This is a genomic window from Streptomyces sp. NPDC014889, assembly GCF_043081205.1.
GTDB lineage: Bacteria > Actinomycetota > Actinomycetes > Streptomycetales > Streptomycetaceae > Streptomyces.
The window spans coordinates 94,962-121,929 of the sequence record NZ_JBIBWH010000020.1; the positions used below are offsets into that span (position 1 = coordinate 94,962).

Genomic DNA, 26,968 nt, shown 5'->3' on the forward strand with positions numbered 1-26,968 from the left:
CATGGCGCAGGTCGAGGCCACTACGGAGCGGGTCGTCGCCGCCGACGCGGAGACGGTGTTCGACGCGGTCGCCGACTACACCGGCACCCGTCCGAAGGTGCTGACCGAGCACTTCAGTGAGTACGAGGTGCGCGAGGGCGGTGACGGCGAGGGCACCCTCGTCCACTGGAAGCTGCAGGCCACCAGCAAGCGGGTCCGGGACTGCCTGATGGAGGTCTCCGAGCCCACCGACGGCGAGCTGGTCGAGAAGGACCGCAACTCCTCCATGGTCACCGTCTGGCGGGTCACCCCGGCCGGCGAGGGCAAGTCCCGCGTCGTGATCACCACCACCTGGCAGGGTGCCGGGGGCATCGGCGGGTTCTTCGAGCGGACGTTCGCCCCCAAGGGCCTCGCCCGGATCTACGACGCGATGCTCGCCAAGCTCGCCACCGAGGTCGAGAAGTAGCCCGACCGGAGCAACTCCGCTGCCGACGGCCTCCGTTGGCTCCTCACCGGTTCGAGTGGATCTCCCCGCGGACCGGAGCCGCGCCGTAACTCGTCGCCTTGCCCACAGTTGTCGCTTTGCGCGGCAATCGTGCGGCAGGTGCGACGAGGGAGCGGTACGTGGGCGGGATCACTCTGGTGCAGGACGAGCCGGTCGCGGCGCCCCCCAGGGTCCCCTTCCCGCCGCCCGTCCCCGCCGCGCCGCTCGCCCCCCGCCGGGTGCGCCTGGTCTTCTTCGGGCTGATGCTCGCGCTGCTGCTGGCCGCGCTCGACCAGATGATCGTCGCCACCGCGCTGCCCAAGGTCGTCGGGGAGCTGCACGGCCTGGACCGGATGTCCTGGGCGATCACCGCCTATCTGCTCACCGCCACCGTCGGCCTGCCCGTCTACGGCAAGCTCGGCGACCTGATCGGCCGCAAGGGTGTCTTCCAGTTCGCCATCGCCGTCTTCGTCGCCGGGTCCGCGCTCGCCGGCCGGGCCCAGACCATGGACCAGCTCATCGCCTTCCGCGCCGTGCAGGGCGTCGGCGCGGGCGGACTGATGATCGGCGTGCAGGCCATCATCGCGGACATCGTGCCGCCCCGGCAGCGCGGCCGGTTCATGGGGCTCATCGGCGCGGCCTTCGGACTCGCCTCCGTCGCCGGACCACTGCTAGGCGGCTACTTCACCGACCATCTGTCCTGGCGGTGGTGCTTCTACATCAACGTGCCCTTCGGCCTGGTCACCTTCGCCGTGATCACCGTCGTGCTGAAGCTGCCCCGGCCCCGGGTCAGGGCCCGCTTCGACGTGCTCGGCACGCTGCTGCTGGCCGCCGCCTCCACCTGCCTGGTGCTGCTCACCAGCTGGGGCGGCACCGAGTACGCCTGGGGCTCGCGGGTCATCCTCGGCCTCGGCGCCGGTGCCGTCGCGGCCACCGCGCTCTTCCTCCTCGCCGAGCGCTTCGCCGTCGAACCCCTCATCCCGCTGCGGCTGTTCCGCGACTCCGTCTTCAACGTCAGCGCCCTGGTCGGACTCGTCGTCGGCGTCGCGCTGTTCGGGGCGGCCAGCTACCTGCCCACCTTCCTGCAGATGGTCGACGGCGCCTCGGCCACCGAGTCCGGACTGCTGATGCTGCCCATGATGGGCGGCATCGTGGGCGCGTCCATCGTGTCCGGGCAGCTCATCAGCCACACCGGCCGCTACCGGATCTACCCCCTCCTCGGCAGCGCCCTGTCCGCCCTCGGCATGTGGCTGCTGTCCCGGCTGGAAGTCGACACGCCCCGGCTCCACTACAGCGTCTGGATGTTCGTACTCGGCGCCGGGATCGGCCTGGTGATGCCGGTGCTCGTGCTCGCCGTGCAGAACTCGGTGCGCCCCGCCGACCTCGGCACGGCGACCAGCGCCAACAACTACTTCCGGCAGATCGGCGGCAGCGTGGGCGCCGCCGTCTTCGGCACCCTGTTCGCCGGCCGGCTCACCGACGCCCTGCGCCACCGCGTGCCCACGCGCGCGGGTGCCGCCCTCCCCGACCCCGAGTCGATCACCCCGCAGGCCGTGCGGGCGCTGCCGCCCGCCCTGCGCGACGCCTATGTGCGGGCGTACGCGGACGCCATGCCGCGGATCTTCCTCTACCTGGTGCCGGTGCTCGTCCTCGGCCTGCTCATCGCCTTCTTCCTCAAGGAGAGACCGCTGGTGTCCCACAACGCCCATGTGACCGACCCGGAGACCGCGCCGCTGAACCCCACCGTGCCGCAGGCCCGTTCGCCCTTCGCCGCCGGTGTTCCCGTCTGCGGCACCGTGCAGCATCCGGACGGCACCGTCGTGCCCCGCGCGGCGCTCACCCTGATCGACGTCGCGGGACAGCAGATCGGCCGGGGCGCGAGCGGTGACGACGGGCGGTACGCGCTGTCCACGCCGGGCACCGGTGCGTACGTCCTGATCGCCGCGGCCGGCGGGCACCAGCCGCAGGCCGTCTCCGTGACCGTCGGCGAGCGGCCCGTCGAACTCGACGTCGTACTCGGCGGCGCCGGACGCCTCAACGGCACCGTGCGCACCGCCGACGGCACCCCCGTGCGCGACGCCACCGTCACCCTGACCAATGTGCACGGCGAGGTCGTCGCCAGCACCCGCAGCGGGCGCGAGGGCGGCTACGCCATCACGGAACTCGTCGCCGGGGAGTACACCCTCGCCGCCAGCGCCCCCGCCTTCCGCCCGGCCGCGCTGCCGGTCAGCGTGCAGGCCGCCCGGGAGACCCGCCAGGACGTCGAACTCGCGGGCGGGGCCGTGCTGCGCGGTACCGTCCGGGCCGGCGGCGGGCGGCCCGTCGAGGACGCGCGCGTCACCCTCCTCGACGCCGCGGGCAACGTCGTCGACACGCTCACCACCGGACCCGACGGAACGTTCCGGTTCGTCGACCTGTCCTCCGGCGAGTACACCGTGATCGCGGCCGGCTACCCGCCCGTCGCCACGGTCCTCCAGGTGGCCGGCGGCGGCCGCACCGAACGCGATCTCCAGCTCGGACACGAGGACTGAGCAGAGTACAAGGGGGGGCGCACCACCGCGCGCCGGTGCGTTCCCCCTGACGCCAATTCGGGTATTGCCGCACATCGTGACGGGCCGTCCCCGTACCGTGGTCCCCGGGGGAACAGATCTTGCGGAGCCGTGGGGAGAGGGGCCTGGGGTCATGGACCGTGGCACCGAAAGGGACGTACCTTCGGGCCGCGGCGCCGTGCACCGCGCGGTGGCGGACGTCCCGGCAGGACGGGTCCCACTGGCCGTGGTCGTGGTCGACGACGACGGTCTGGTGTCGCACTGGAACAGCGGCGCGCGGCGACTGATCGGCAGGGCCAAGGAAGAGGCGATAGGACGGCCGGCGGCCGACCTGCTGCCCGTCTCCGGCGCCCTGTCCGACGCGGGGGACGAGGCCGCCCACCGGTCCCACGGCGGCTACGACGGGCTCGGGCCCGGTCTGGAGTCCTCGCTGGACGGGCGGCTGTCCTACCCGGCCGCCGGACGGGCCAGGATCGCCGTGCCGGGACGCGACCGGGCGGACCTCCTGTGGTGGGCGTACCCGCTGGTCGGCCCGGGGCGGGAGCGGCTGCTGGTGCTCGCCGCCGACGCGGAGGCGCTGCGCCGCGGCGACGGGCACGAGGACGCGGACCGGGCCGGGGAGGCGGCCGCCTTCGAGCGCGTCGCGCCGGCCTTCGCCCTGCACACCGACTTCCCCGGCGCCGAGGAACTCGCCCGCCGGCTGCCGGAGATCCTGCCCAGCATGAGCGTCGGCGAGAGCGCCCGCATCGCCGCCCAGGTCCTCGAACTGGGCTATCCGGTACTGGAGTTCAGCCGCAACGACCGGGTGCCCGTCACCCCCGACTGGGGTGTGCCGCGGCGGGCCGGGCGCAGGGCGCGCCGCGAGCGTGCCGCACGGGCGGCGGCCCCGGGACTGCCCTTACCGGAGCAGCGGGCCGACGACGAGGGCGAGGACCTCGAGTACGCCGCCGTGCGCGAGCGCCTGGAGTTCCTCAACGAGGTCAGCGGCAGGATCGGCACGTCGCTCGACCTCGCGCGGACCATCGTCGAGGTCAGCAGGACCGTCGTCCCGCGCTTCACCGACGTCGCCGGCACCTACCTGCGCGAACAGGTCGTCGCCGGGGAGGGGTTCCCGGAGGGCGTGCCGGACACCAGGACCATGTGGCACCGGGTGGCCCTCGAACACACCGACGAACCCGGCCGCTGGGACGACGTCGTGCCGGTCGGCGAGGCCATGCCGTTCCCGGCGCACACGCCGTTCTTCCAGTGCATGACCTCGGGCGAGCCCGTGCTCGTGCCGCGGATCAGCGAGGAGATGGGCCATGCCATCGCCTCGCAGTTCGAGAAGCGCGACATCCGTCCGCTGATCAGCCACCGCTCCATGCTCGTCGTACCGCTCAAGGCGCGCGACGTCGTCCTCGGCTTCATGATCCTGCTGCGCCACCCGGAGCGGGCCGAGTTCAACGACATGGACCGGGTCACCGGAGCCGAACTCGCCGCCCGTGCGGGCCTCGTGCTCGACAACGCGCGCATGTACACGTACCAGGAGAGCGTCGCCGAGACCCTCCAGGACAGCATGCTGCCGAGCATCCCGGCGCGGATGGCGGGCTGCGACATCGCCACCCGCTATCTGCCCGGCACGCTGCTCGGCCGGGTCGGCGGCGACTGGTTCGACTCGGTCAAGCTGCCCGGGGCCCGTACCGCCCTGGTCGTCGGCGACGTCATGGGGCACGGGCTGAACTCGGCGGCGATGATGGGGCAGTTGCGGACGGCCGTGCAGACCCTGGCCGCGCTCGACCTGCCGCCCGCCCAGTTGCTGCGCAATCTGGACGACCTCGCCCAGCGGCTCGGCGACACCTACCTCGCGACCTGCCTGTACGCCGTGTACGACCCGATCGCCGGCGAGGTGTGCCTCGCCAACGCCGGCCACATCCCGCCGGTCCTGGTGCACGCCGACGACGGCCGCAGCGAGCTGCTCGACCTGCCCACGGGGGCGCCCGTCGGCGTCGGCGGGGTGCCCTTCGAGGCGGTACGCGTCCCCGTGCGGCCCGGCGACCGGCTGGTGATGTGCACGGACGGCCTGGTCGAGGTGCGCGGCGAGGACATCGGTGTGGGACTCGCCACACTGTGCGCGTCCGCCGCCCATCCGGCCGCGTCCATGGACGACGCCTGCAACACCATCATCCGCGCCCTGAACACGGGCGGCGGCCGCAAGGACGATGTGGCGCTGCTGATGGCCCGCCTGAACGGCATCGAGCCGGACGACGTCGCCGAGTGGCCTCTTGCCCGCGATCCGGCCGAGGTGGGCCGGGCCCGCGCCGTGGTCCGCGAGCGGCTGCACGAGTGGGGCCTGGCCCACCTCGCCGGCCCCGCCGAGCTGATGGTCAGCGAGCTGGCCACCAACGCCGTACGGCACTCCCACGGCCGCCCCGTCGCACTGCGCCTCGTCCGCGCCGACACGCTGCTGTGCGAGGTGGACGACGACGACCACGACCTGCCCACCCTGCTGAGCGCCGGCCCGGCGGACGAGTCCGGCCGCGGCCTGCGCGTGGTCAGCGCGCTCGCCCGCGAGTGGGGCACCAGCCGAACGAGCACCGGCAAGACGGTCTGGTTCGAACTCACCCTGCCCCGGCGCTGACCCGCCCCCGTTCGGGGATCCCGCGTCCCCGGCCCCGCTGCGACAGCCGGTGGTTGTGGGCAACGGCCCTCGGCAGGTAGACCGGAGAAACCCGAACGTGGCTGTTTCCCAGGGGAGTTGGGCATGAGCGTGACGAGTCGGTACCGGCAGGCGTGGGAGGCGTTCTGGAATGAGGCGCCCGAGGAGCCGGGGGCGGTGTTCTGGGACGCCGAGCCCGAAGTGACCGCCCAGCTCCATCTGCCCCTGCTGCGACCGCACCTGGCCGACCCGGCGCTGCCCCTGGTCGACCTGGGGTGCGGCAACGGCACGCAGACCCGTTTCCTCGCCGAGCGTCTCGGGCACGTCGTCGGCGTCGACATCGCCGTGGCGGCCGTCCAGCGCGCCCGGCGCGGCGACCGCGCGGGCCGGGCCGCCTACCGGGTGCTGGACGCCGCCGACAAGAGCGAGGCGGAGACGCTGCACACCGAGCTGGGCGACGCGAACGTGTACATGCGGGGCGTGCTGCACCAGTGCGAACCGGACGACCGGCAGGCACTCGCCGACGGGATCGCCGCCCTCGTCGGCACGCGCGGCCGGGCCCTCCTCGTCGAACTGTCCGAGTCCGCACGCCCGGTCCTGGGCCGGCTCGCGCGGGACCCTTCCGGTCCGCCGCCCAAGCTCGCCCCGGTCCTGCGGCACGGCATCGCCCCCGGCGAAGTCGCCGACGCCGCGGTGCCGGAGTACCTGCGCTCGGCCGGCCTCACCGTTCTGGCGGACGGCGAAATACCCTTGACCACCACCGAGTTCACACGTGACGGAGCCCGTGTCGAGCTGCCGTCGAAGTGGTTGGTGGCCGGCCCGGCCCACTGACCGGCACAGCTCGGTGGTTGTGCTCTGCGTGTCAGTGGGACGGCGTATTGTCGCATTGGCGTAGTTTGAAGGGGGCGGGAGCCGGGGCGATCCCTACACGCTGTAGGGTTACGCCCACCCCCCACGGACCGAACAGAGACGAGAGGTGGCCGTGTCGATCGTCGCGCCCGAGCCGGACGTCAGTGTCGTCGTCATCGTCTACAACGACGAAGAGCGACTTCCGACAGCCGTTGGTTCCGTTCTCGAGCAAACACTGCGCAATGTCGAGGTGATCATCGCCGACGACTGCTCGACGGACGGCTCCCACGAGGTCGCGCAGGCGCTCGCCGCGGCCCACCCCGACCGGGTGCGGGCGATCCGGCTCCCGGAGAACAGCGGCGGCTGCGGAGAGCCCCGCAACCAGGGCGTCAAGGTGGCCCGCGGCCGGTACGTCATGTTCCTGGACAGCGACGACACCCTGGAGCGGAACGCCTGCCGCAACATGATCGAGGCGGCCGACCGCACCGGCGCCGACCTCGTCTCCGGCCTCTGTGTCCGGGTTCACACCGACAGCCGCCACGACAAGCGGGTGCTCTGGTACCCCTGGCTGTACCGCAGCACCCGCACGCTGGACTCCGTCGCCGAGCTGCCGGACCTGTTCGTCTTCGACACCCTGTCGACCAACAAGTGCTACCGGCGCGAGTTCCTGATCGACAACGACCTCGCCTTCCCCCGGGGCATCCACTACGAGGACCTGCTGTTCTCCGCCCAGGCCTACCTGGCCGCGCAGCGGATCACCCTCATCCCCAACACGGTCTACCACTGGAACGTCGTCCAGAAGACCGCCGTCAAGTCGATCAGCAACCGGCGCGGAGAGATCAGCAACTTCGCCGACCGGGTCGAGATCCACCGCCGTATCGACGCCATCCTGGACCGCCACGGCCAGGACGAGCTGAAGCTGCGCAAGGACATCAAGTTCCTCAAGCACGACCTCGTGCTGTACCTGCGGGAACTCCCCTTCCTCGACGACGACTACCGCCACCGCTTCGCCGAACTGGCCCGCGGCTACGTCCAGGGCTTCCCCGAGGCAGCCTACGCCGAGCTCGACCGCGTCCACGCCATCTGCGCCCAACTGCTGCTGCGCGAGGACTGGACCGACCTGATGCCGGCCATCGACACACTCATCAACCGGCACAAGATCTCCGCGCCGCTGGCCGAGCGGAGCGGCCGGATCTACTGGACCGACCGCTACCTCGACGACCCCGAGATGCGCTCGGTCCTCGACGTCACCACCCTCGGCTACCACGCCCGCCCGCTGAACCGGATGGCCCTGCGCAACCGGCTCACCGAGTACGCGGTCCGCGGCGGTGACGTGGTGCTCGCCGGCGAGATCGTCAACCCGTTGCGCACCATCGACCCCGGCGTCGAGCTCAGCGCCGAGCTGGAGTTCCGGGCCCGCCGCCGCAGTCTCCAGACCTTCCGCTTCCCGGTGCCCGCCCCGCGCCACGAGGGCGACGCCATCGCCTGGCGGGCCGAGGTGCCGCTGGCCCGGCGGCTCCGACCGCTCGGCATCGTCGACGACGTCTGGGACGTCCGGCTGCACCTCACCGCCGGAGGCAAGCGCACCACCAGCCGGCTCACCGTCGGCGCCGTCGACCTCGAACACGCCGGGTCGCTGCCCGTCCGGCCCCGCCTGACCCGGCTCATGGCCGACCGGCTGGAGGCGCAGGTGTCCGCCAAGGGCCACCTGGCCTTCCGGCTCACCCAGGAGGGCCGGCTCGCCCGCACCGGCCGCGCCGCCGTGGAGCGCAATCTGCACGGGCGCCCCGCGCGGGCCGCCAAGCGCGCCTACCGCACACTGCGGGCCGTGCGCCGCGACCTGAACTCCGGCGCCCGCAAGCTCCAGGTCTACGACCGGATGCTGCGCAGGCTGCCCGTCCGCAAGGGCACCGTCGTCTTCGAGAGCCACCTCGGCAAGCAGTACAGCGACAGCCCGCGCGCCATCTTCGAGGAACTGCGCCGCCGCAAGGTGCCGATCACCCCGATCTGGTCGTACGCCGGTGAGCGCCCCACCGGCTTCCCGAAGGACGCGGAGCTGGTGCGCCGCTGGTCCTGGCGCTACCTCAAGGCGCTGGCCCAGGCGGAGTTCTGGATCGACAACCAGGGCTACCCGCTGCGGCTGGCCAAACGCCCGGAGACGACGTACATCCAGACCTGGCACGGCTCGGCACTGAAGCGGATGGGCTTCGACGAGCCCACCTACCGGATGATGGCCGAGCCGGAGCAGCGCTCCTACCAGCAGGCACTGGACCGCTTCGACCACTTCGTGGTCCGCGGCGAGCACGACGTGCGCACCCTCGCCCGCGCCTACCGCATCCCCGAGGAGAAGCTGCTGCGCACCGGCTACCCGCGCAACGACGCCCTGGTGCGGGTCCGCGAGGGGGCGCCGCTGCCCGCCGACGCACAGCGGCTGGCCAAGCGGCTCGGCCTCGACCCGGACCGGCGCGTGCTGCTGTACGCGCCGACGTTCCGCGCACATCCCGACGGCCGCGTACGGGACTTCGAGTTCCCCTTCGACGTCGAGGACTTCGCCGCCCGCTTCGGCGACGACCACACCCTCCTCGTCCGCGCGCACTACCTGAACCGGCTCACCCTGCCGCCGTCGGTCGCCGGACGCGTCATCAACGTCAGCGCCGAACCGGACATCACCCCGCTGCTGCTGCTCGCCGACTGCCTGATCACCGACTACTCCTCGGTGATGTTCGACTACGCGCTGCTCCGCCGCCCCATCGTGTTCTACGCCCACGACTGGGAGGAGTACGCCGAGGACACCCGCGGCACCTACTTCGACCTGCTCGCCGAGGCGCCGGGCCCCGTCCCGCGCACCGCGGACGAACTGTTCTCCGTCATCGGCGACCTGAACACCGTGCAGTCGACGTACGAGGCCCGGCTGAAGGAGTTCGTCGACAAGTACGGCGAGTACGACCGCGGGGACGCCGCGGCGCAGATCGTGGACCGCTTCTTCGGCCCCGCGGGAGAGACCCGATGACCCAGCGCGACATCTTCTTCGTGGCCAACGAGGTCGACGAACTCGGCGGCGTGGGCCGCTGGCAGGCCCAGCTGGCCGGACTGCTGGCCGGCCGCGGCCACCGGGTCACCGTCGTCGGCATCGCGCCGGCCAACCACCCGATGGACCTCGGCGAGGAGCCCCCGTTCCGCACCGTGACGCTGTACGCCCGCCGGCCCCCGGGCCGCCCCCGGGCACGCCGCCTGCTCGGCCGCGCCGACCCCGCCGTCCGCCGCCACGACACCCACATGCACACCGCGGCGAGCCGGCTCTCGGGCCTGTTCCGCGCCGCCCGGCCCGGCGCGGTGATCATCGTCGGCCAGGTGTGGGCGATGGAGTGGGTGGCGCTCGCGGACACCGCGGGGCACCAGGTGATCGGCATGACCCACGAGTCCTTCGAGACGGCCCGCAAGTCGTCGCGGTTCGGGCGGGTGAAGCGGTACTACAAGGACGTCGACCGCCTGCTGGCGCTCACCCAGGAGGACGCCGACCGCTGGGTGGCCGAGGGCATGAACAACGTCGGCTTCATGCCGAACCCGCTTCCCATCGCGCCCGGCTCACCGTCGCCGCGCACCGAGAAGGTCGTGGTGAGCATCGGCCGGCTGTCCCACGAGAAGGGCGTCGACCTGCTCCTGGAGGCCTGGGCCGAGGCCGCGCCGAAGCAGCCCGGCTGGACCCTGCGCATCCACGGCAGGGGAGAGTCCGAGGCGCTGCTCCGGCGGCAGTGCGCGGAGCTCGGGCTGGAGGACTCGGTGGACTTCGCCGGGCAGACCGACGACGTGCCCGGCGCGCTGCGTGCCTCCTCCGTCTTCGTCCAGTCCTCCCGCGGCGAGGGCTTCCCGCTGGTCCTGCTGGAGGCCATGGCGACCGGAGTGCCGTGCGTGGCGTTCGACTGCGCGCCCGGCGTCCGCGAGATCGTCACCCACGAGCGGGACGGTCTGCTGGCCCGCCCCGGCAACACCTCCGAACTCGCCCGCCATCTCGTCCGGTTGATGTCCGACGAGGAGGTGCGCGACACGATGGGCGACGAGGCGCTGCGCAGCGTCCGGCGCTTCGACCCGGACGTCATCACCGGGCGCTGGGAAGACCTCTTCGCCTTCCTGGAACGCTGAGAGCCGGACCGCCCGCCGCCCGCGCCCCGGCACCCCTCGGTGCCCGGGCGCGCGGGGCGGGCGGGACGCGTCCGCCGGTTCGCCGGCCCGCCGACTTTCACCGCGGTGCCATCCGTACCGCCGTCGCCGACCTCATGCCCGAGCACACCGTCGCCGACCAGGACGCCCCGGCCCCGGAACTGCCGGTCACCCTAGACATCCCGGGCAAGGTCGCCGACTTCCTCCGCGCCGCCGGCCTGGAGCCCGCCGAACGGGCCGCGCTCGACCAGGGCGTGACCGTACGACGCGGCCAGGGCTACACACTGCGCGTCAGCGCTGCGCCCGCAGTCCACCGCCAGTTCCTCGCCCGCTGCCGGCCCCTCGACGGGCAGCCAGGGCACGCCGGTGATCCCGGCGCAGCGCAAGGCCCGCCGCGAGTACGAGAACCGCGTCAACGCCCTTCAGGCTGCTACAGCCGGATCATGATCAATCTCAGTGCCAACCGCGGTTCGATTGATCCCCGGTGCCGATGATGGACGCCTCGCCCGACGACATCCCCGGCCCCTCAGCCGTGACCGCTGCCATCGTTGCCTGACTGCTGCTGATGCCCATGCGCGGCGCCGTGGCCCAGGACGCGCTCCGGGCATCCAGCGATGGAGACGTACGCAGGGAGGCGCCGCTGCCCGCGCTTTCGTGCGTGCGGTGCGTCCCGTGCAGGACCAGTGCCCATGTCAGGCAGCCGAAGGCGGCGGTGTGCAGGAGCGCCCGTACGACGTTCCAGGCGACCCAGCTGCCCTCGAAGTCGCTCCGCCACCTCGCGAGATGGCGGATGTGGGCGGGGTCGCCGGCCTGGGCGAGCTTGTCGTTGAGGGGGACGTTGACGCCGCTGGTGACCATGAAGGCCATGAGGTACAGCACCAACGCGGCGATCAGCCACGGCAGCGCCGGGCGACTCTGGCCGCGCCACGCGAGGGCCACGGCCAGCCCGAGCAGTGGGATCGTACCCATGAAGGGAAGCATGAAAGCCGGGTTGATGATCGCTTTGTTGATGCCCTGCATCGCTTCGACGAAGGTGTGGTCGGAGGACCGGCCGAGGCCGGGCATCACCGAGTAGGCGAAAGCCGCGAAGAGCCCGGCCATGAGCCCGGTGAAGAGGGTGGTGATGAGCAGCGTGCCCGTCTGCAGGTGTCGCATGCTGAGTCCTTCGTACGATCGGCCGTGAGACGCCCCGGCGTGGGCTGCTCCACCTTCCGTCCGGCCGCTTACGCCCGGCAATGCCCGTTTGGAGCAGGCGCGTTAAGCTGCGGGTTAACGCCGACGGGGGAGAGGCCATGGAGATCCGGGACATCGAGATCTTCCTGACACTGGCGCAGGAACTGCACTTCGGCCGCACGGCCGAACGGCTGTACGTGACCCCGGCCCGGGTCAGTCAGGCGATCAAGAAGCAGGAGCGCGGCATCGGCGGGGCCCTCTTCGAGCGGACCAGCCACCACGTCCGCCTGACCCCGCTCGGACAGCAACTCTACGACGATCTGCTGCCGGCGTACCGCGGCCTGCACCAGGGCCTGGAGCGCGCCACACTGACCGCGCGGAGCAAGTCCGACGTGCTGCGACTGGGGATGATCTCCAGCAACACCGGCGACCTGCGCCCGGTCCTCACCGAGTTCGCGGCCCGGCGGCCGGGCTGCACGGTGCAGATCCGGGCCGTGACCTACGACGACCCCTTCGCCCGCCTGCGCGCCGGTACCGTCGATGTCCTGCTCGTCTGGCTCCCCATCGAGGAACCTGATCTGACGGTCGGGCCGGTCGTCTGCACCGAGCCCGTCGTGCTCGTCGTCTCCGCCACCCACCGGCTGGCCGCCCGCGACTCGGTCCGGTACGAGGACCTGGCCGACGAGCCCGTCGTCACCGGCGCAGCCCCCGCGTACTGGCGTGAGGCCCTGATCCCCACCCACACGCCGAGCGGCCGCCCCGTCCCCGTCGGCCCGGCCGTCGTGGACGGCACGCAGCTGCTCACCGTCGTCGCCACCGGCGAGGCGGTGTGCCCTGCCTTCGCACACGGCCTGCGCTACTACTCCCGCCCCGACATCGCGTACGTCCCCATCCGTGACGCACCGCTCAGCCGCTGGGCGTTCTGCTGGCGCAGCGACGCCGAGTCCGACGCTATCCGCACGCTGGCTTCTGTGGCCGCAGACCTCGGCCCGCTGGCCCTGTGACCCGACCGGGTCAGGGCAGCACGGGCCCCGCGTGCTCGTCGGCCCCTTCCCGCGGAGGGCTTCGTCGTCGAGCACTTGGACCTCGACAAGGCCGCCGGGCAGCTGGATGACTCGCCGTGAGCGCCGTGAAGCGCCGTCGCAGAAACCGGAGCACGTCGGCGACGATCACCACAGGCTTCGGCGTCGGCAGTCCACTGCCCCCGCCTCGAACCCGCGGTGCGGTGCTCGCATCGCCGCGCCGGGTGGACCACCATGCGACCAGGGTGCCCTGCGGCGAGACGGAGCGCATCGGTGCTGAGCCACCACCCGGCCGTAGAGCCGGTGACGCCTCGGGCCAGATCGGACGGAGTGTGAGTGCCGGCAGTTGCAATCGTGACGGAACGGGGAGGGTCTGTGCCGACGACGGACAGCGCGGCGGCGAGTTCCGGTGTGCACTGGCTGTCTGGTGCCCAGGTGGTGGTCACGACTGGTGTGCGTGCTCCGCTTGCGGTGTGTTCGGCGAGGACCCCGCGAACGAGCAGGGATTCGTCGTCAGGATGGGCGAACACGGAGAGTAGAGACGGCAGCGTCGTGGGGACGATGCTTCTCTTCGAAGCCATCGGGGCGATCGGGCCGGTGGTGGTTGCTGGGTCAGTCAGGGCGCTGGCACGGGGCACTTCAGTGAGTCGTGGCGGTGACGCTGATGCTCTGAACTGCCGGGGCATGGGCCCGCATCATGCGCTCTTGATCGTGTGCTTGGTGGGCGGAGTGAAGACGGCGCTCGCTACGAGGGATTCATCTCCGAATCGGCGATGCCTGTTGGCAGGGTGGCGGAGCAACAGATCATGCGCGGTTCCGTGGACCGTAGATGGCGTTTCCCTGGCCGGCGACGTCCGGGGTCACGTGTATCTCATCGACGAACGTCTGGATACGTTGAAGCATCAGACGCGTTACGTGAGTTGGTGGGTATGCCTTGCTACTGGATCGATCCAGTGGGAGGCTCCAGCGCATGTCGATCTCGGTCCGGCCCGCTAAAAGCAGGGACGTGCCCGCTCTTGTCGGTCTGCGCTTGGCCAATGCCGAACGGCACATCCAGCTCGCACCCAACATCTATCGGGTTCCCGATGCCGAAGCGGTGCGGAAGCACTTCGAGGAGGTACTCGCTGACGGATCCAAGATACTGATCTCGGTCGCAGAGGTGGCGGGCGAGGTGGTGGGAATGGCAGAGCTGGTCCTGCTGGCAGAGCCCCCGGAACACCAGATCCTGGTGCCCCGTCGCGCGGCCGAGATCCACACCGTGGTCTTGGACGGACATCGTGGCTGCGGCGTGGGGTCAACTTTGGTCGCAGCAGCGGAGCGATCTGCCACAGACCGCAGTATCTCGATCATCTACGCCGGCATCTTCGCTCCAAACGAGGACGCCGTCGGCTTCTACTCTGCGTCCGGTTACGGACCACGCGGGATCTTGCTGAGCAAGGAGCAAGGGTTCCCAGTGTCCATGGCTCGCTGAGCTGAGGAAACGCCAAGCCATGTCAGGGTTGAGGTCCGGTATCCGACACGAGTTGAGCCAGCTGACGCAGGCGCCGGTAGTAGCAGATGTGCTCTGCATCGTTGAGTAGAGGCATGACCTGGTCGACGTCTGCGATGCAGTTGCGCAGAACCTTCTGACGCTCTATGTCGAGAACACCACCGTTGGTTCGCCAGGTGGACACGCACCCGGCAATGTCCGCGTCAAGCAGGACCATGTCCACACCTGCCAACTCGACGCCGCGCAGGCCAGTCGGGAAGGCCGCGCGTGCATGTTCCTGCCACAGGCGGGCGACAACGTCGTCATGCTCAAGGAATCCGTTCACGCGACTCATCTTCGGCCACGTTCTTCACAGCGGATGCTGTGCCCCAGCGGTGGTGCGGCCCAGCCGTGTGGAGGACTCGATGCCCTTGCGCGCGATGCGGTGACGGATGCGCCGGAGACGCCCAGGGACAGGGGCAGCCCGTTCCGGTCCGTGAGCAGGTGGATTTTGCGGGCCGGCGGCTCTGTACCAAGTTGGGCCTCAGAGCCATTCGGGACACCACCATGTCGGTCTGCACTCACGCTGCACTGCAGGCTCAACGCGACGCACTGGACAGGGTCGGTGCCCTGCTCGGAGCTCACGGAACTGATGTCGACAACTGATGTCAGCGGTATAAACCTATGGCTGTTGTGTGGCCCCTGGCCAGCACATTCGGCGGCATGTAGCGTCTTCCGCATGAAGATCCTCATCAGCGCCGACATGGAGGGCGCCACCGGTGTCACCTGGCCGGCCGACGTGCTGCCGGGGACGCCGCAGTGGGAGCGGTGCCGTGCGATGTTCACCTCGGACGTCGACGCGGCCGTGCGCGGCTTCTTCGACGGGGGCGCCGACGAGGTCCTCGTGAACGAGGCGCACTGGAGCATGCGCAACCTGCTGCTCGAACGGCTGGACGAGCGGGCGCAGATGCTCACCGGACGGCACAAGTCGCTGTCCATGGTGGAGGGCGTGCAGCACGGCGACGTGGACGGGATCGCCTTCGTCGGCTACCACGCGGGCGCCGGCATGGAGGGCGTCCTCGCCCACACCTATCTCGCCAACTCCATCACCGGGGTGTGGCTGAACGACGTACGGGCCAGCGAGGGGCTGCTCAACGCCCATGTGGTCGCCGAGTACGGGGTACCGGTGGTGCTGGTCACCGGGGACGACGTGGCCTGCGAGGACGCCCTCGGATACGCGCCGGAGGCGCTGAAGGTCGCCGTGAAGGACCATGTGTCGCGGTACGCGGCCGTGTGCCGTACGCCGTCCCGCACCGCCGCCGACATCCGCGCGGCCGCCAAGCAGGCGGCCGGGCTGGCGACCCGTCATGAACCGGCCGGCGCGGGCCCGTTCACCGTCGCGGTCGAGTTCGACGCCGAGCACCTCGCCATGGCCTGCACCGTCGTGCCGGGAGTGGGCCGGGCCGGGGAGCGCAAGGTCGCCTACACCAGCGCGACCATGTACGAGGCGATCCGCACCTTCAAGGCGGTCACCACGATCGCCTCGTCCGCGATCGAGGAGCAGTATGGCTGACGCGCAGGCGCTGGACGAGGTCGTCGGCTTCACGTCCGACCTGATCCGCATCGACACCACCAACCGGGGCGGCGGCGACTGCCGGGAGCGCCCGGCGGCCGAGTACGCGGCCGAGCGGCTCGCCGGGGCGGGCCTGGAGCCGGTGCTCCTGGAGCGCACCCCGGGCCGGACCAACGTCGTGGCCCGGATCGAGGGCAGCGACCCGTCGGCGGACGCGCTGCTCGTGCACGGTCATCTGGACGTGGTGCCGGCGCGCGCCGAGGACTGGAGCGTGCACCCGTTCTCCGGCGAGGTCCGCGACGGGGTCGTGTGGGGCCGGGGCGCGGTCGACATGAAGAACATGGACGCCATGATCCTCGCCGTGGCGCGCGCCTGGGCCCGGCAGGGGCTGCGGCCGCGGCGGGACCTGGTGATCGCCTTCACGGCCGACGAGGAGGCGAGCGCCGAGGACGGCTCCGGCTTCCTCGCCGACCGGCACCCGGAACTGTTCGAGGGCTGCACCGAGGGCGTCAGCGAGTCCGGGGCGTACACCTTCCACGACGGCGCCGGACGGCAGATCTACCCGATCGCCGCCGGTGAGCGCGGCACCGCCTGGCTGCGGCTGTCCGCCCGCGGGCGGGCGGGCCACGGCTCCCGGGTCAACCGGGAGAACGCGGTGACCCGGCTTGCCGCGGCGATCGCCCGGATCGGCGCCCACGAATGGCCCGTACGGCTCACCCCGACCGTGCGCGCGGCCCTCACCGAACTCGCCGCCCTGTACGGCATCGAGGCCGACCTGCGGGACGTGGACGCGCTGGTGGACAAGCTGGGCCCGGCGGCCCGGCTGGTCGAGGCGACCCTGCGCAACAGCGCAAACCCCACCATGCTGGAAGCCGGTTACAAGATCAACGTGATCCCGGGGGAGGCCGTCGCCCACGTCGACGGACGGTATCTGCCCGGCGGCGAGGAGGAGTTCCGCGCCACCCTCGACGAACTGACCGGCCCGGACGTGGACTGGGAGTTCCAGCACCGCGAGGTGGCGCTCCAGTCGCCGGTCGACTCGCCCACCTTCGCGGCGATGCGGGCCGCCGTCGAGGAGTTCGCGCCCGAGGGCCATGTCGTGCCGTTCTGCATGCCCGGCGGCACCGACGCCAAGCAGTTCTCCCGGCTGGGCATCACCGGGTACGGGTTCTCGCCGCTGAAGCTGCCCGAGGGCTTCGACTACAACGCCCTGTTCCACGGAGTCGACGAGCGCGTCCCCGTCGACGCGCTGCACTTCGGCGTCCGCGTCCTGGACCGCTTCCTGCGGACCGCCTGAGCCGATGGGGGAAAACGTGCGCACCCTGCCCTGCGGATCCTGGCCCTCGCCCATCGACGCGGCCCTCGCGGCCGCGCACGACGGCAGGCCGGAGTTCCCCGGATTCGTCGGCGACGAGGTGTGGTGGACCGAGCCGCGGCCCGCCGAGGGCGGCCGCCGGGCACTGGTACGGCGGCACGCCGACGGCTCGCAGTCCACGGTGCTGCCCGCTCCGTGGAACGTGCGCAGCCGTGTCATCGAGTACGGCGGCCGGCCCTGGGCGGGAGCCGTCGTGGACGGCGTACCGCTGGTGGTGTTCGTGAACTTCTCCGACCAGCGCCTGTACCGGTACGAGCCCGGCGGCGAGCCCCGCCCGCTCACCCCGCTCTCCGCGGTGGGCGGCGGACTGCGCTGGGTCGAACCCCGGCTGCGCCTGGAACACGGCGAGGTGTGGTGCGTACTGGAGGAGTTCACCGGTCAGGCGCCCACCGAGGTACGGCGGGTCCTGGCCGCCGTGCCGCTGGACGGCTCGGCCGCAGGGGACCGGGCCGCGGTGCGCGAACTCACCGACGACCGGCACCGGTTCGTCACCGGCGCCCGGCTCTCGCCCGACGGGCGGCAGGCGGCCTGGCTGGCCTGGGACCACCCGCGGATGCCGTGGGACGGCACGGAGTTGCTGGTGGCTCAGGTGGGCGCCGACGGCTCGCTCGGCGCGCCCCGGACGGTGGCCGGCGGCCCCGAGGAGTCCATCGCCCAGGCGGACTGGGCCGCCGACGGCTCCCTGCTGTACGCGAGCGACCGCAGCGGCTGGTGGAACCTCTACCGCGACGGTGAGCCCCTGTGCGTCCGCGAGGAGGAGTTCGCCGGCCCGCTGTGGCGGCTGGGCCAGAGCTGGTTCGCGCCGCTGGACTGCGGTCTGATCGCGGTCGTGCACGGCCGCGGCACCACCGCCCTCGGCGTGCTCGACCCGGAGACGGGCGAGGTCGTCGACGCGGCGGGCCCCTGGACGGAGTTCGACGCGGCGCCGGTGGTGCACGGCGACCGGGTCGTCGCGGTGGCCGCCGGCCCCCGCAGCGCCTACGAGGTCGTCGAGCTGGACACCCGGACGGGCCGGGCACGGGTGATCGGCGCCGCCCACGACGACCCGGTCGACCCCGCCTACTACCCCGAACCGCAGATGCGCACCTTCACCGGGCCGGACGGCCGGGAGGTGCACGCGCACATCTATCCGCCGCACCACCCGGAGTGCGTGGCGCCCGCCGGCGAGCTGCCGCCGTACGTCGTGTGGGTGCACGGCGGACCCACCAGCCGCACGCCCCTCGTGCTCGACCTGGAGATCGCCTACTTCACCTCGCGGGGCATAGGGGTCGCCGAGGTCAACTACGGCGGATCCACCGGGCACGGACGCGAGTACCGCAACCGGCTGCGCGAGCAGTGGGGCGTCGTCGACGTCGAGGACTGCGCGGCCGTCGCGCTCGCCCTCGCCGACGAGGGCACCGCCGACCGCGCCCGGCTGGCGATCCGGGGCGGCAGCGCGGGCGGCTGGACCACGGCGGCCTCCCTGACCACGACCGACGTGTACGCCTGCGGCACGATCAGCTACCCGATCCTCGACCTGACCAGCTGGAGCACGGGGGAGACCCACGACTTCGAGTCGCAGTACCTGGAATCCCTGGTCGGGCCGCTCGCCGAGGTGCCCGGCCGGTACGCCGAGCGCTCGCCCGCCGAGCACGCCGACCGGATCACGGCGCCCTTCCTGCTGCTCCAGGGCCTGGACGACGTGATCTGCCCGCCGGTCCAGTGCGAGCGGTTCCTCGCCCGGATGGCCGGCCGGGGAGTGCCGCACGCGTACCTCGCGTTCGAGGGCGAGGGGCACGGCTTCCGCCGGGCCGACACCCTGGTGCGGGCCCTGGAGGCGGAGCTGTCGCTGTACGCTCAGGTCTTCGGCCTGGACCCGGCCGGCATCCCGACCCTGGAGCTCGGCACGTGAAGGAACTCGTCCGCCCCACCCGGCTCGCCCCCGGCGCCCGCGTGGCCGTCGTCGCGCCCAGCGGGCCCGTGCCCGAGGAGCGGTTGCAGGCGGGCCTGGACGTGCTGCGCGGCTGGGACCTGGATCCCGTGGTGGCGCCGCACGTGACGGCACGGCACGGCACGTTCGACTATCTGGCGGGCACCGACCGCGACCGCGCCGCCGATCTCCAGGGCGCCTGGTGCGATCCGTCGGTGGACGCGGTGCTGTGCGCCCGCGGCGGCTACGGCGTGCAGCGCATGGTCGACCTGCTGGACTGGGAGGCCATGCGGGCGGCCGGTCCGAAGGTGTTCGTGGGCTTCAGCGACATCACCGCGCTGCACGAGGCGTTCGCCGCCCGCCTGGGCCTGGTCACGCTGCACGGGCCGATGGCCGCCGGTGCCGACTTCGTCAAGAACGACCGGGCGCAGCGGCATCTGCGGGCGACCCTGTTCACGCCCGAGACCGTCCGCACGATCGCCTCCGGCGGCCCGGCGCTGGTTTCCGGGCGGGCCCGGGGCGTCACCCTCGGCGGCTGCCTGGCCCTGCTCGCCGCCGACCTCGGCACGCCGCACGCGCGTTCCGGCGCGGCCGGGGGGCTGCTGTGCCTGGAGGACGTGGGCGAGGAGGTCTACCGCCTGGACCGCTACCTCACCCAGTTGCTGCGCGCCGGGTGGCTCGACGGGGTGCGCGGGGTGCTGCTCGGCTCCTGGGAGGACTGCGAGACGCCGGACCGGGTGCGGGCCCTGCTCGCCGACCGGCTCGGCGGGCTCGGGGTGCCCGTCGCCGAGGACTTCGGCTTCGGGCACTGCGAGGGCGCGGTGACGGTCCCCTTCGGCGTCGCGGCCGAACTCGACGCCGACGCGGGCACGCTGACCCTCGACGAACCCGCGCTGCGCTGACCGTGCGGCGGCCGGGGGCCGGCCGCGCGTAGGGTGACGGCATGCCGCACACCGCAGCTCGACTCCTGGCCGAAGGGCCCCGCGTGGGCATCCGCCCCTTCACCCAGGAGGACGGCCCCGAGTTCACCGCCCGCGTCCGGGAGAGCGAGGACCTGCACCGCCCGTGGCTCTTCCCGCCGGCCACGGCCGAGGCCTACGCCGGCTACGCCCGGCGGCTGGCCGAGGACCCGGCGAGAGCAGGTTTCCTGGTCTGCGAGAAGGACACCGGCGCGCTCGCCGGGTTCGTGAACATCAACAACGTCGTGCACGGCGCCTTCCGGTCCGGCGCGCTCGGCTACGGCGCCTTCGCGCACGCCGCCGGGCGCGGACTGATGCGCGAGGGCCTCGACCTCGTCATCGGGTACGCCTTCGGCCCGATGCGGCTGCACCGGCTGGAGATCAACGTGCAGCCGCTCAATACCGCCTCGATCGCCCTGGCCCGCGCCTGCGGCTTCCGTCTGGAGGGCTTCTCGCCGGACATGCTGTTCATCGACGGGGCCTGGCGCGATCACGAGCGGTGGGCGCTCACCGCCGAGATGCGCGCTTGACGTTGACCTTCATGGTGTCGAGGTCCGTCACGGTCGACCGCAGGTCGCGAAAGCCGTACCCGAGGCCGCGCAGAGCGGTCTCCGCGCGGTCCTCCGCGATCGCGGCCGCCATCTCCTCGCCGTCGTCGGCGTCGCCGACCACGACGTAGCGCATCGAGAAGTGCTTCAGCGGGGACGGCTCGTACGACAGTGAGCCCTCCTCGGTGAACTGCATGCTGAGCATGCCGTGCTCGTCCGCCTCCGCGCGCAGCCGTTCCCGTGCCGCGTCGGTCAGCGCGTCCCAGGTGCCCCGGACGATCACCCGGTAGGTGTGCTGCTCGCTCATCGGATCTCCGTACTCCTCCGTGCCCGGCCATGGCCCACAGGGGCCGACCGGCCGACTCTACGGCGCCCGCGACGCGCCGACCACGGAATATCGCAGCGCGGCCCGCTCAGCCCCGGCGGTCCATGTACTCGTACACGGTGCCGTCCGGGTGCAGGGCGATCAGGTTGCGGCCCGCCGGGGTGGGGACCGGCCCGGCGACGATGTGCGCGCCGAGTCCCGTCAGCACGCGGTGGGCCTCGTCGACGTCCTCCACGGCTATCGTCGCGGTCACCTTGCGCAGCACCTCCAGCTGCGGCTCGGGGCCGCTCATCAGCAGGAAGCAGCCGACCGCGGCGACCTGGACGCCGCCTTGTTCGAAACGGAGAGCTCTGGCGCCCGAGAGGCCTTCGTAGAAGGGGACGGCGGTGTCCAGATCGTTGACGCAGACGCGCAGGCTGGTTCCCAAAATCTCCATGCGCACGAGCGTAGTTGGGGGGGCGGCCGGGAGGTGATCCTTTCACTGGATCGCCCGCGGGGCCCACCCTCTCCGCCACATCCCCGGGCGGCGTTATACGCACGCTTGTGCGGGTACCCGCGGGCCATGAAGGGCTTGGATCACCTGGAGCACTTGGACAAGCAACTGGTCGACGAACTGGCGCAGGTGGCGCGCGAGACGGTGCGCGACGAACTGCGCGAGCAGACCCGCAGGCAGCGTCGCACCGCCGCGCTGTACGCGGCGTCCGGCGCCGTCGCCCTGTACGCGGGCGCGGCTGTCGCGCTCGCCGTGGGGCTGGCCCTGGCCATCGGCCTGCCCGGCTGGGCCGCCGCGCTGGTCACCGCGGCGATCCTCGGCGCGGCGGCCTACGCGCTGCGCGAGGCCGCCCGGCCGTCGGCGTCACGACCCGCACCGGGTCCCGGCGCGGACCTCGCGTCCGGACCTGACGCCGGCGCCCGGCCGACACCCGGCACCGGCACGGCGACGGGCGCGGCCGGGCGGGCGACGGGTCCGGCCGGCGAGGCGGCCGGCGCCGCCTACCCGCCCACGCCGCCCGTGCCACCGGTGCCGCCCGCGCCTCCGGCCGGGACACCCCGTCCGGAACACCCGGGGGACACCGACCCGGGCCCGCAGCACCGGGCCTGACATCCAGTCGGGTTGCCCCGTGGGTGGAGCGCGGTATGGGAGGCATCGGTGCCCGGTCGTGAGACTGACCCGGGCCGTGGCAGACAGCCGGACATCCTGTCGGGTTGCCCGGTGGGTGGAGCGCGCGATGGCTGGCATCGGTGCCTGGTCGTGAGACTGCCCCGGGTTGCGGCAGACAGCCTGGCACCCTGTCGCGTTCCCGCGTGGGCGGAGCGCGGGTTGACTGGCACGTGTGCCTGCTCGCGAGACCGACTCCGGGTTGCGGCAGACAGCGTGGTACCCCGTCGCGTTCGCCGTGGGTGGAGCGCGGGACGACTGGCACCGGTGCCCGGTCGCGAGGCTGACCGGGGCCCCGGAGACAGCCCGGGATCCCGGCACGTTCGCCGCGCCCGGGGGCGCGGGACGGCGCGCACGGGGGCGCCCGTTCGCCACCCGGCGGCGGGCGTCCGCTTGCGTCCCGTAACGGTTCTGGTTGGCGGGAGTGTGTCCGCGTCCGCCGTAACGGTCGTGGTCGGTGGGAGTGTGTCCGCGTCCGCGGCAACGGTTCTGGTTGGCGGGAGTGTGTCCGCGTCCGCCGTAACGGTCGTGGTCGGCGGGCGCCTGTCCGCGCCCCTCAAAGGGACCCGGTCGGCGGGTGCCTGTCCGCGCCCGTCGCAGCCCGGCTCGGCGGGCGCTTGTGTGCCCCGCAGGCCGGGTCGGCGGGCGCTGTTCGTGTGCCCCTCAGCGCGGGTCGGCGGGCGTTCGTGCGTCGTCCTAGCCGCCGTGGGCGGAAGTTTGGGGGGCGTGGCCAGGGGGACGCGGAAGCTCCCGTACCAGGTACGCGACCGCGCCGGAGGCGAAACGTGAGTCGACCCCGCATCGTGATCGTCGGTGCCGGCTTCGCCGGCTACCGCACGGCCCGGACCCTGTCGAGGATGTCCCGTGGCAAGGCCGACATCACCCTGCTCAACCCGACCGACTACTTCCTGTACCTGCCCCTGCTGCCCCAGGTCGCCGCGGGCCTCCTGGAGCCGCGCCGGACCGCCGTCTCCCTCGCCGGCTCGCTGTCCCACGTACGGCTGGTCCTCGGCGAGGCCGACGGCATCGACCTGGACGCCCGCACCGTGCACTACACCGACCCCGAGGGCGGCGAGGGCACCCTGGCCTACGACCGGCTGGTGCTCGCCGTCGGCAGCGTCAACAAGCTGCTGCCGATCCCCGGCGTCGCCGAGCACGCCCACGGCTTCCGGGGCCTGCCCGAGGCCCTGTACCTGCGGGACCACGTGACCCGCCAGATCGAACTGGCGAGCAGTGCGGACGACCCCGGGGCCTGCGCGGCCCGCTGCACGTTCGTCGTCGTGGGCGCCGGCTACACCGGCACCGAGGTCGCCGCGCACGGCAAGATGTTCACCGACTCGCTGGTGCGCCGGCATCCGCCCCGGCAGGACATGCGGCCGCGCTGGCTGCTGCTGGACATCGCGCCCCGTGTACTGCCCGAGCTGGACGAACGGCTCTCTGCCACCGCCGACCGCGTGCTGCGGCGGCGCGGCGTCGACGTGCGCATGGGCACCTCCGTGAAGGAGGCCACGCACGACGGGGTGCTGCTGACGGACGGCGAGTTCGTGCCCAGCCGCACGCTCGTGTGGTGCGTCGGCGTACGGCCCGACCCGCTCGTGGAGAGCACCGGCCAGCCGCTGGAGAAGGGGCGGCTCGTCGTCGACCCCTTCCTCCAGGTGCCGGGGCGGCCGGAGGTGTTCGCGTGCGGGGACGCGGCCGCCGTGCCCGACCTGGACAACTCCGGCCGGTACACCCCGATGACCGCCCAGCACGCCTGGCGGCAGGGCAGGGCCGTCGCGGTCAACGTCGCCGCCTCCCTCGGCGTCGGCGAGGCCCGCCCCTACCGCCACCGCGACCTGGGCTTCGTCGTGGACCTGGGCGGTGCGCAGGCCGCCGCCGACCCGCTCGGCGTCCCGCTGTCCGGGCCGGCGGCCGCCGCGGTCACCCGCGCCTACCACCTCGCGGCGATGCCCGGCAACCGGGTCCGGGTGGCCGCGGACTGGCTGCTGGACGCCGTACTGCCGCGCCAGTCCGTGCAGTTGGGCCTCGTACGGTCCTGGTCCGTGCCCCTGGACACGGCCTCCCCCGAGCTGGCCCGGGTACCGGCCGGGCCCGAGCAGCGGGCGAGGCCGCAGGCCGCCGGTGAGCCCGCGAGCGGCCTTCCCGGCGAGGGGGCCACGGAAAGCCACCCCGCCCCCGGCCCGGTCAAGCGAGACGACATACCCGCGGAAGGAGACTCATGAACACCGACGAACTCGTCGAACTCGGCCAGCAACTGCGCGTCGACAGCGTGCGCGCCGCCGCCGCGGCGGGCTCCGGGCACCCCACGTCCTCCATGTCCGCCGCCGACATCATGGCGGTCCTGCTCGCGAACCACCTCCGCTACGACTTCGACCACCCCGAGCACCCCGGCAACGACCGCTTCGTCCTGTCCAAGGGCCACGCCTCCCCGCTGCTGTACTCCGCGTACAAGGCGGCGGGCGCCATCGACGACGAGGAACTGCTCACCTTCCGCAAGCTGGGCAGCCGCCTGGAGGGGCACCCCACCCCGCAACGGCTGCCGTGGGTGGAGACCGCCACCGGATCCCTCGGCCAGGGCCTGCCCATCGGCGTCGGGATCGCGCTCAGCGGCAAGCGCCTCGACCACGCCGACTACCGCGTGTGGGTGCTGTGCGGGGACAGCGAGCTGGCCGAGGGCTCCATCTGGGAAGCCGCCGAGCACGCCGGGTACGAGCACCTGGACAACCTGACCGTGATCCTCGACGTCAACCGGCTCGGCCAGCGCGGCCCCACCCGGCACGGCCACGACCTGGACGCCTACGCCCGCCGCTTCCGCGCCTTCGACTGGCACACCATCGAGATCGAGGGCCACGACGTGGACGCCGTCGACCGCGCCCTCGGCGAGGCGATCTCCACGAAGGGGCAGCCCACCGCGATCATCGCCCGCACCCTCAAGGGCAAGGGCGTCAAGGACGCCGAGGACCGGGAGGGCCTGCACGGCAAACCTCTGAAGGACGCCGACGAGGCGATCGAGGAGCTCGGCGGCGTCCGGGACATCCACGTCAGCGTGCACGAGCCGCGCTCGGCCCGCTCACTGCACGCCGTGGGTGACGGCAACCTCGAACTGCCCCGCTGGGACAAGGGCGCGGAGGTCGCCACCCGCGACGCCTACGGCCAGGCGCTCGCCGCGCTCGGCACCGCCCGCGGCGACGTCGTGGCCCTCGACGGCGAGGTCGGCGACTCCACCCGCGCGGAGTTCTTCGCCAAGGAGCATCCCGAGCGCTACTTCGAGTGCTACATCGCCGAACAGCAGATGGTCGCCGCCGCCGTCGGGATGGCCCGCCGTGGCTGGGTGCCGTACGCCTCGACGTTCGCGGCCTTCCTGACCCGCGCGCACGACTTCGTGCGGATGGCCGCCGTCAGCGGCTCCGGCATCAACCTCAACGGCTCCCACGCGGGCACGGCGATCGGCCAGGACGGGCCCAGCCAGATGGGCCTGGAGGACCTGGCGATGATGCGCGCCGTCCACGGCTCGACCGTGCTCTACCCCTGCGACGCCAACCAGACCGCCGAGCTCGTCGCACGGATGGCCGACCTGGACGGCGTCCGCTATCTGCGCACCTCGCGCGGGGCCGGACCGGTGCTCTACGGGCCCGAGGAGGAGTTCCCCGTGGGCGGCAGCAAGGTGCTGCGCTCCTCCGCTCAGGACCGGCTCACCGTCGTCGCCGCGGGCGTCACCCTGCACGAGGCGCTCGCCGCCGCGGACACCCTCGGCCGGGACGGCATCGCGGTCCGGGTGATCGACCTGTACTCCGTCAAGCCCGTCGACCAGGAGACGCTCCGGAAGGCCGCCGAGGACACCGGCTGCCTGCTCACCGTGGAGGACCACCACCCGGAGGGCGGCCTCGGCGACGCCGTGCTCGACGCCTTCACCGACGGACGCCCGGTGCCGCGCCTGGTGCGGCTCGCCGTCCGGGAGATGCCGGGTTCGGCCTCACCCGCCGAGCAGCTCCACGCCATGGGCATCGACGCCGAGTCGATCGCGGCCGCCGCGCGGCTGCTGGTGGAGGAGGCGGTCGTGCGATGAGTGACGGGAGTGACGAACCATGCACGGTGCGCACCGGGCGCGGTACCCGCGGATCCCGCCCCCGTGTGTGAAAGACGTCCGCGCTCGCGCAGGTTTGGTCGTGGAGGTTGCGGCCACCCGAAGGAGAAGAGGTGGCCATGGTGAAGAAAGACAACGCCGCTCAGTCGCAGGACTCGGAAGAGCCGGTGTCCCGGCCGCGGCCGATGGAGGTGCTGCGGGAGGCGCGGGCCCAGTTCGCCGAGCTGACGGGTCTGACCCCCGAGTCGGTGACGACCTTCGAGCAGACGGAGGACGGCTGGTCGCTGGAGATCGAGGTCCTGGAACTGGCCCGGGTGCCGGACACCATGAGCCTGATGGCGAGCTACCAGGTGGAACTCGACCCGGAGGGGCAGCTCACCGGCTACCGGCGTCTGCAGCGCTACGAACGCGGACGCGCCGACGCCCGCCGGTCCGGCGGAGGCCACTGAGGTCGGCCCCGACCCGCGCCCTGACGCCCGGCGTCCGAAACCCCGGGCAGACGGACTCTCCACAGCGGACAGACCTCCACACGGAGAACAGACCTTCATACGCAGACAACAGACGAGGAGCGCGGTTGGCATGACCGTTGTCCCGGCACAGACGTCCGGTGGCGGAGGCGGCAGTAGCGGCCTGTACGACGTCCTGGAGCTTGTTCTCGACAGGGGGCTGGTGATCGACGCGTTCGTGCGGGTCTCGCTGGTCGGTATCGAGATTCTGAA

At 72.3% G+C, this 26,968-nt stretch carries 23 protein-coding genes; 18 read left to right on the forward strand and 5 right to left on the reverse strand.

The window, feature by feature from the left end:
- Position 1 precedes the first annotated feature (1 nt).
- The 6 genes from ACF09J_RS31775 (at position 2) to ACF09J_RS31800 (ending at position 10,636) form a co-directional block, all read left to right on the forward strand.
- Positions 2–445: an SRPBCC family protein gene (locus tag ACF09J_RS31775; RefSeq protein ID WP_392308917.1), complete on the forward strand. Its 444-nt coding sequence runs from the start codon at positions 2–4 to the stop codon at positions 443–445.
- Between the two features lie 158 nt (positions 446–603).
- Positions 604–2,994 carry an MFS transporter gene (locus ACF09J_RS31780; protein WP_392308918.1) on the forward strand — a complete coding sequence of 797 codons (2,391 nt, stop codon included), beginning with the start codon at positions 604–606 and terminating at the stop codon, positions 2,992–2,994.
- 151 nt (positions 2,995–3,145) lie between these two features.
- Positions 3,146–5,629: a SpoIIE family protein phosphatase gene (locus ACF09J_RS31785; RefSeq protein WP_392308919.1), complete on the forward strand. Its 2,484-nt coding sequence runs from the start codon at positions 3,146–3,148 to the stop codon at positions 5,627–5,629.
- 123 nt (positions 5,630–5,752) lie between these two features.
- Positions 5,753–6,478, forward strand: a complete 726-nt coding sequence (locus tag ACF09J_RS31790; protein ID WP_392308920.1) for a class I SAM-dependent methyltransferase — start codon at positions 5,753–5,755, stop codon at positions 6,476–6,478.
- A 145-nt stretch (positions 6,479–6,623) separates the two neighbouring features.
- A complete protein-coding gene (locus ACF09J_RS31795; RefSeq protein ID WP_392308921.1) occupies positions 6,624–9,506 on the forward strand; it encodes a CDP-glycerol glycerophosphotransferase family protein in 2,883 nt (960 codons plus the stop codon).
- Entirely contained in the window at positions 9,503–10,636 is a 1,134-nt protein-coding gene (locus ACF09J_RS31800; protein WP_392308922.1) for a glycosyltransferase, read from the forward strand. The genes ACF09J_RS31795 and ACF09J_RS31800 overlap by 4 nt, the downstream gene beginning before the upstream one ends.
- Before the next feature lie 191 nt (positions 10,637–10,827).
- On the opposite strand, the gene ACF09J_RS31805 is transcribed toward ACF09J_RS31800, so the two are convergent.
- Both ACF09J_RS31805 and ACF09J_RS31810 read right to left on the reverse strand, forming a co-directional pair.
- The gene (locus ACF09J_RS31805; protein ID WP_392308923.1) at positions 10,828–11,070 is read right to left on the reverse strand and encodes a hypothetical protein; all 243 of its coding nucleotides are present in this window, start codon (positions 11,068–11,070) and stop codon (positions 10,828–10,830) included.
- Positions 11,071–11,107: 37 nt separating this feature from the next.
- Positions 11,108–11,809 (reverse strand): DUF1772 domain-containing protein, encoded by a 702-nt coding sequence (locus tag ACF09J_RS31810; protein WP_392308924.1) that lies wholly within the window; start codon positions 11,807–11,809, stop codon positions 11,108–11,110.
- A 137-nt stretch (positions 11,810–11,946) separates the two neighbouring features.
- Here ACF09J_RS31810 and ACF09J_RS31815 point away from each other — a divergent pair, with 137 nt between their 5' ends.
- Positions 11,947–12,831, forward strand: a complete 885-nt coding sequence (locus ACF09J_RS31815; RefSeq protein WP_392308925.1) for a LysR substrate-binding domain-containing protein — start codon at positions 11,947–11,949, stop codon at positions 12,829–12,831.
- 988 nt (positions 12,832–13,819) lie between these two features.
- Entirely contained in the window at positions 13,820–14,320 is a 501-nt protein-coding gene (locus ACF09J_RS31820; RefSeq protein ID WP_392308926.1) for a GNAT family N-acetyltransferase, read from the forward strand.
- 22 nt (positions 14,321–14,342) lie between these two features.
- Here the strand turns inward: ACF09J_RS31820 and ACF09J_RS31825 are convergent, their stop codons facing one another.
- Positions 14,343–14,672, reverse strand: a complete 330-nt coding sequence (locus tag ACF09J_RS31825) for a hypothetical protein (protein WP_392308927.1) — start codon at positions 14,670–14,672, stop codon at positions 14,343–14,345.
- A 384-nt stretch (positions 14,673–15,056) separates the two neighbouring features.
- Between ACF09J_RS31825 and ACF09J_RS31830 the strand changes: the two genes are divergently transcribed.
- Genes ACF09J_RS31830 through ACF09J_RS31850 form a run of 5 tightly spaced genes read left to right on the forward strand, consistent with a single transcriptional unit; the run spans position 15,057 to position 20,663 of the window.
- Complete coding sequence (locus ACF09J_RS31830; protein ID WP_392308928.1) at positions 15,057–15,890, forward strand: M55 family metallopeptidase; 834 nt, start codon at positions 15,057–15,059, stop codon at positions 15,888–15,890.
- Positions 15,883–17,187 carry a M20/M25/M40 family metallo-hydrolase gene (locus ACF09J_RS31835; RefSeq protein ID WP_392308929.1) on the forward strand — a complete coding sequence of 435 codons (1,305 nt, stop codon included), beginning with the start codon at positions 15,883–15,885 and terminating at the stop codon, positions 17,185–17,187. The genes ACF09J_RS31830 and ACF09J_RS31835 overlap by 8 nt, the downstream gene beginning before the upstream one ends.
- 4 nt (positions 17,188–17,191) lie before the next feature.
- Positions 17,192–19,156 carry a prolyl oligopeptidase family serine peptidase gene (locus ACF09J_RS31840; RefSeq protein ID WP_392308930.1) on the forward strand — a complete coding sequence of 655 codons (1,965 nt, stop codon included), beginning with the start codon at positions 17,192–17,194 and terminating at the stop codon, positions 19,154–19,156.
- A complete protein-coding gene (locus ACF09J_RS31845) occupies positions 19,153–20,076 on the forward strand; it encodes an LD-carboxypeptidase (protein WP_392308931.1) in 924 nt (307 codons plus the stop codon). Before ACF09J_RS31840 ends, ACF09J_RS31845 begins: the two co-directional genes overlap by 4 nt.
- A gap of 41 nt (positions 20,077–20,117) precedes the next feature.
- Positions 20,118–20,663, forward strand: coding sequence for a GNAT family N-acetyltransferase (locus ACF09J_RS31850; RefSeq protein WP_392308932.1), 546 nt, complete (start codon positions 20,118–20,120; stop codon positions 20,661–20,663).
- On the opposite strand, the gene ACF09J_RS31855 is transcribed toward ACF09J_RS31850, so the two are convergent.
- Both ACF09J_RS31855 and ACF09J_RS31860 read right to left on the reverse strand, forming a co-directional pair.
- Entirely contained in the window at positions 20,641–20,988 is a 348-nt protein-coding gene (locus ACF09J_RS31855; RefSeq protein WP_392308933.1) for a DUF6204 family protein, read from the reverse strand. The two genes, ACF09J_RS31850 and ACF09J_RS31855, sit on opposite strands and share 23 nt — an antisense overlap.
- A 106-nt stretch (positions 20,989–21,094) precedes the next feature.
- Positions 21,095–21,442 carry a VOC family protein gene (locus ACF09J_RS31860; protein WP_392308934.1) on the reverse strand — a complete coding sequence of 116 codons (348 nt, stop codon included), beginning with the start codon at positions 21,440–21,442 and terminating at the stop codon, positions 21,095–21,097.
- Positions 21,443–21,568: 126 nt separating this feature from the next.
- Here ACF09J_RS31860 and ACF09J_RS31865 point away from each other — a divergent pair, with 126 nt between their 5' ends.
- From ACF09J_RS31865 to gvpJ, 5 genes are all read left to right on the forward strand, one after another.
- Positions 21,569–22,108, forward strand: a complete 540-nt coding sequence (locus tag ACF09J_RS31865) for a phage holin family protein (RefSeq protein WP_392308935.1) — start codon at positions 21,569–21,571, stop codon at positions 22,106–22,108.
- 842 nt (positions 22,109–22,950) lie between these two features.
- Complete coding sequence (locus tag ACF09J_RS31870; protein WP_392308936.1) at positions 22,951–24,387, forward strand: NAD(P)/FAD-dependent oxidoreductase; 1,437 nt, start codon at positions 22,951–22,953, stop codon at positions 24,385–24,387.
- Positions 24,384–26,231 (forward strand): transketolase, encoded by a 1,848-nt coding sequence (locus ACF09J_RS31875; protein WP_392308937.1) that lies wholly within the window; start codon positions 24,384–24,386, stop codon positions 26,229–26,231. Before ACF09J_RS31870 ends, ACF09J_RS31875 begins: the two co-directional genes overlap by 4 nt.
- Positions 26,232–26,368: 137 nt before the next feature.
- On the forward strand, positions 26,369–26,698 hold the full coding sequence (locus ACF09J_RS31880; RefSeq protein WP_392308938.1) for a gas vesicle protein: 330 nt from the start codon (positions 26,369–26,371) through the stop codon (positions 26,696–26,698).
- 130 nt (positions 26,699–26,828) lie between these two features.
- On the forward strand, positions 26,829–26,968 hold a 140-nt coding region (gvpJ, locus tag ACF09J_RS31885; RefSeq protein WP_392308943.1), incomplete at its 3' end, for a gas vesicle protein GvpJ.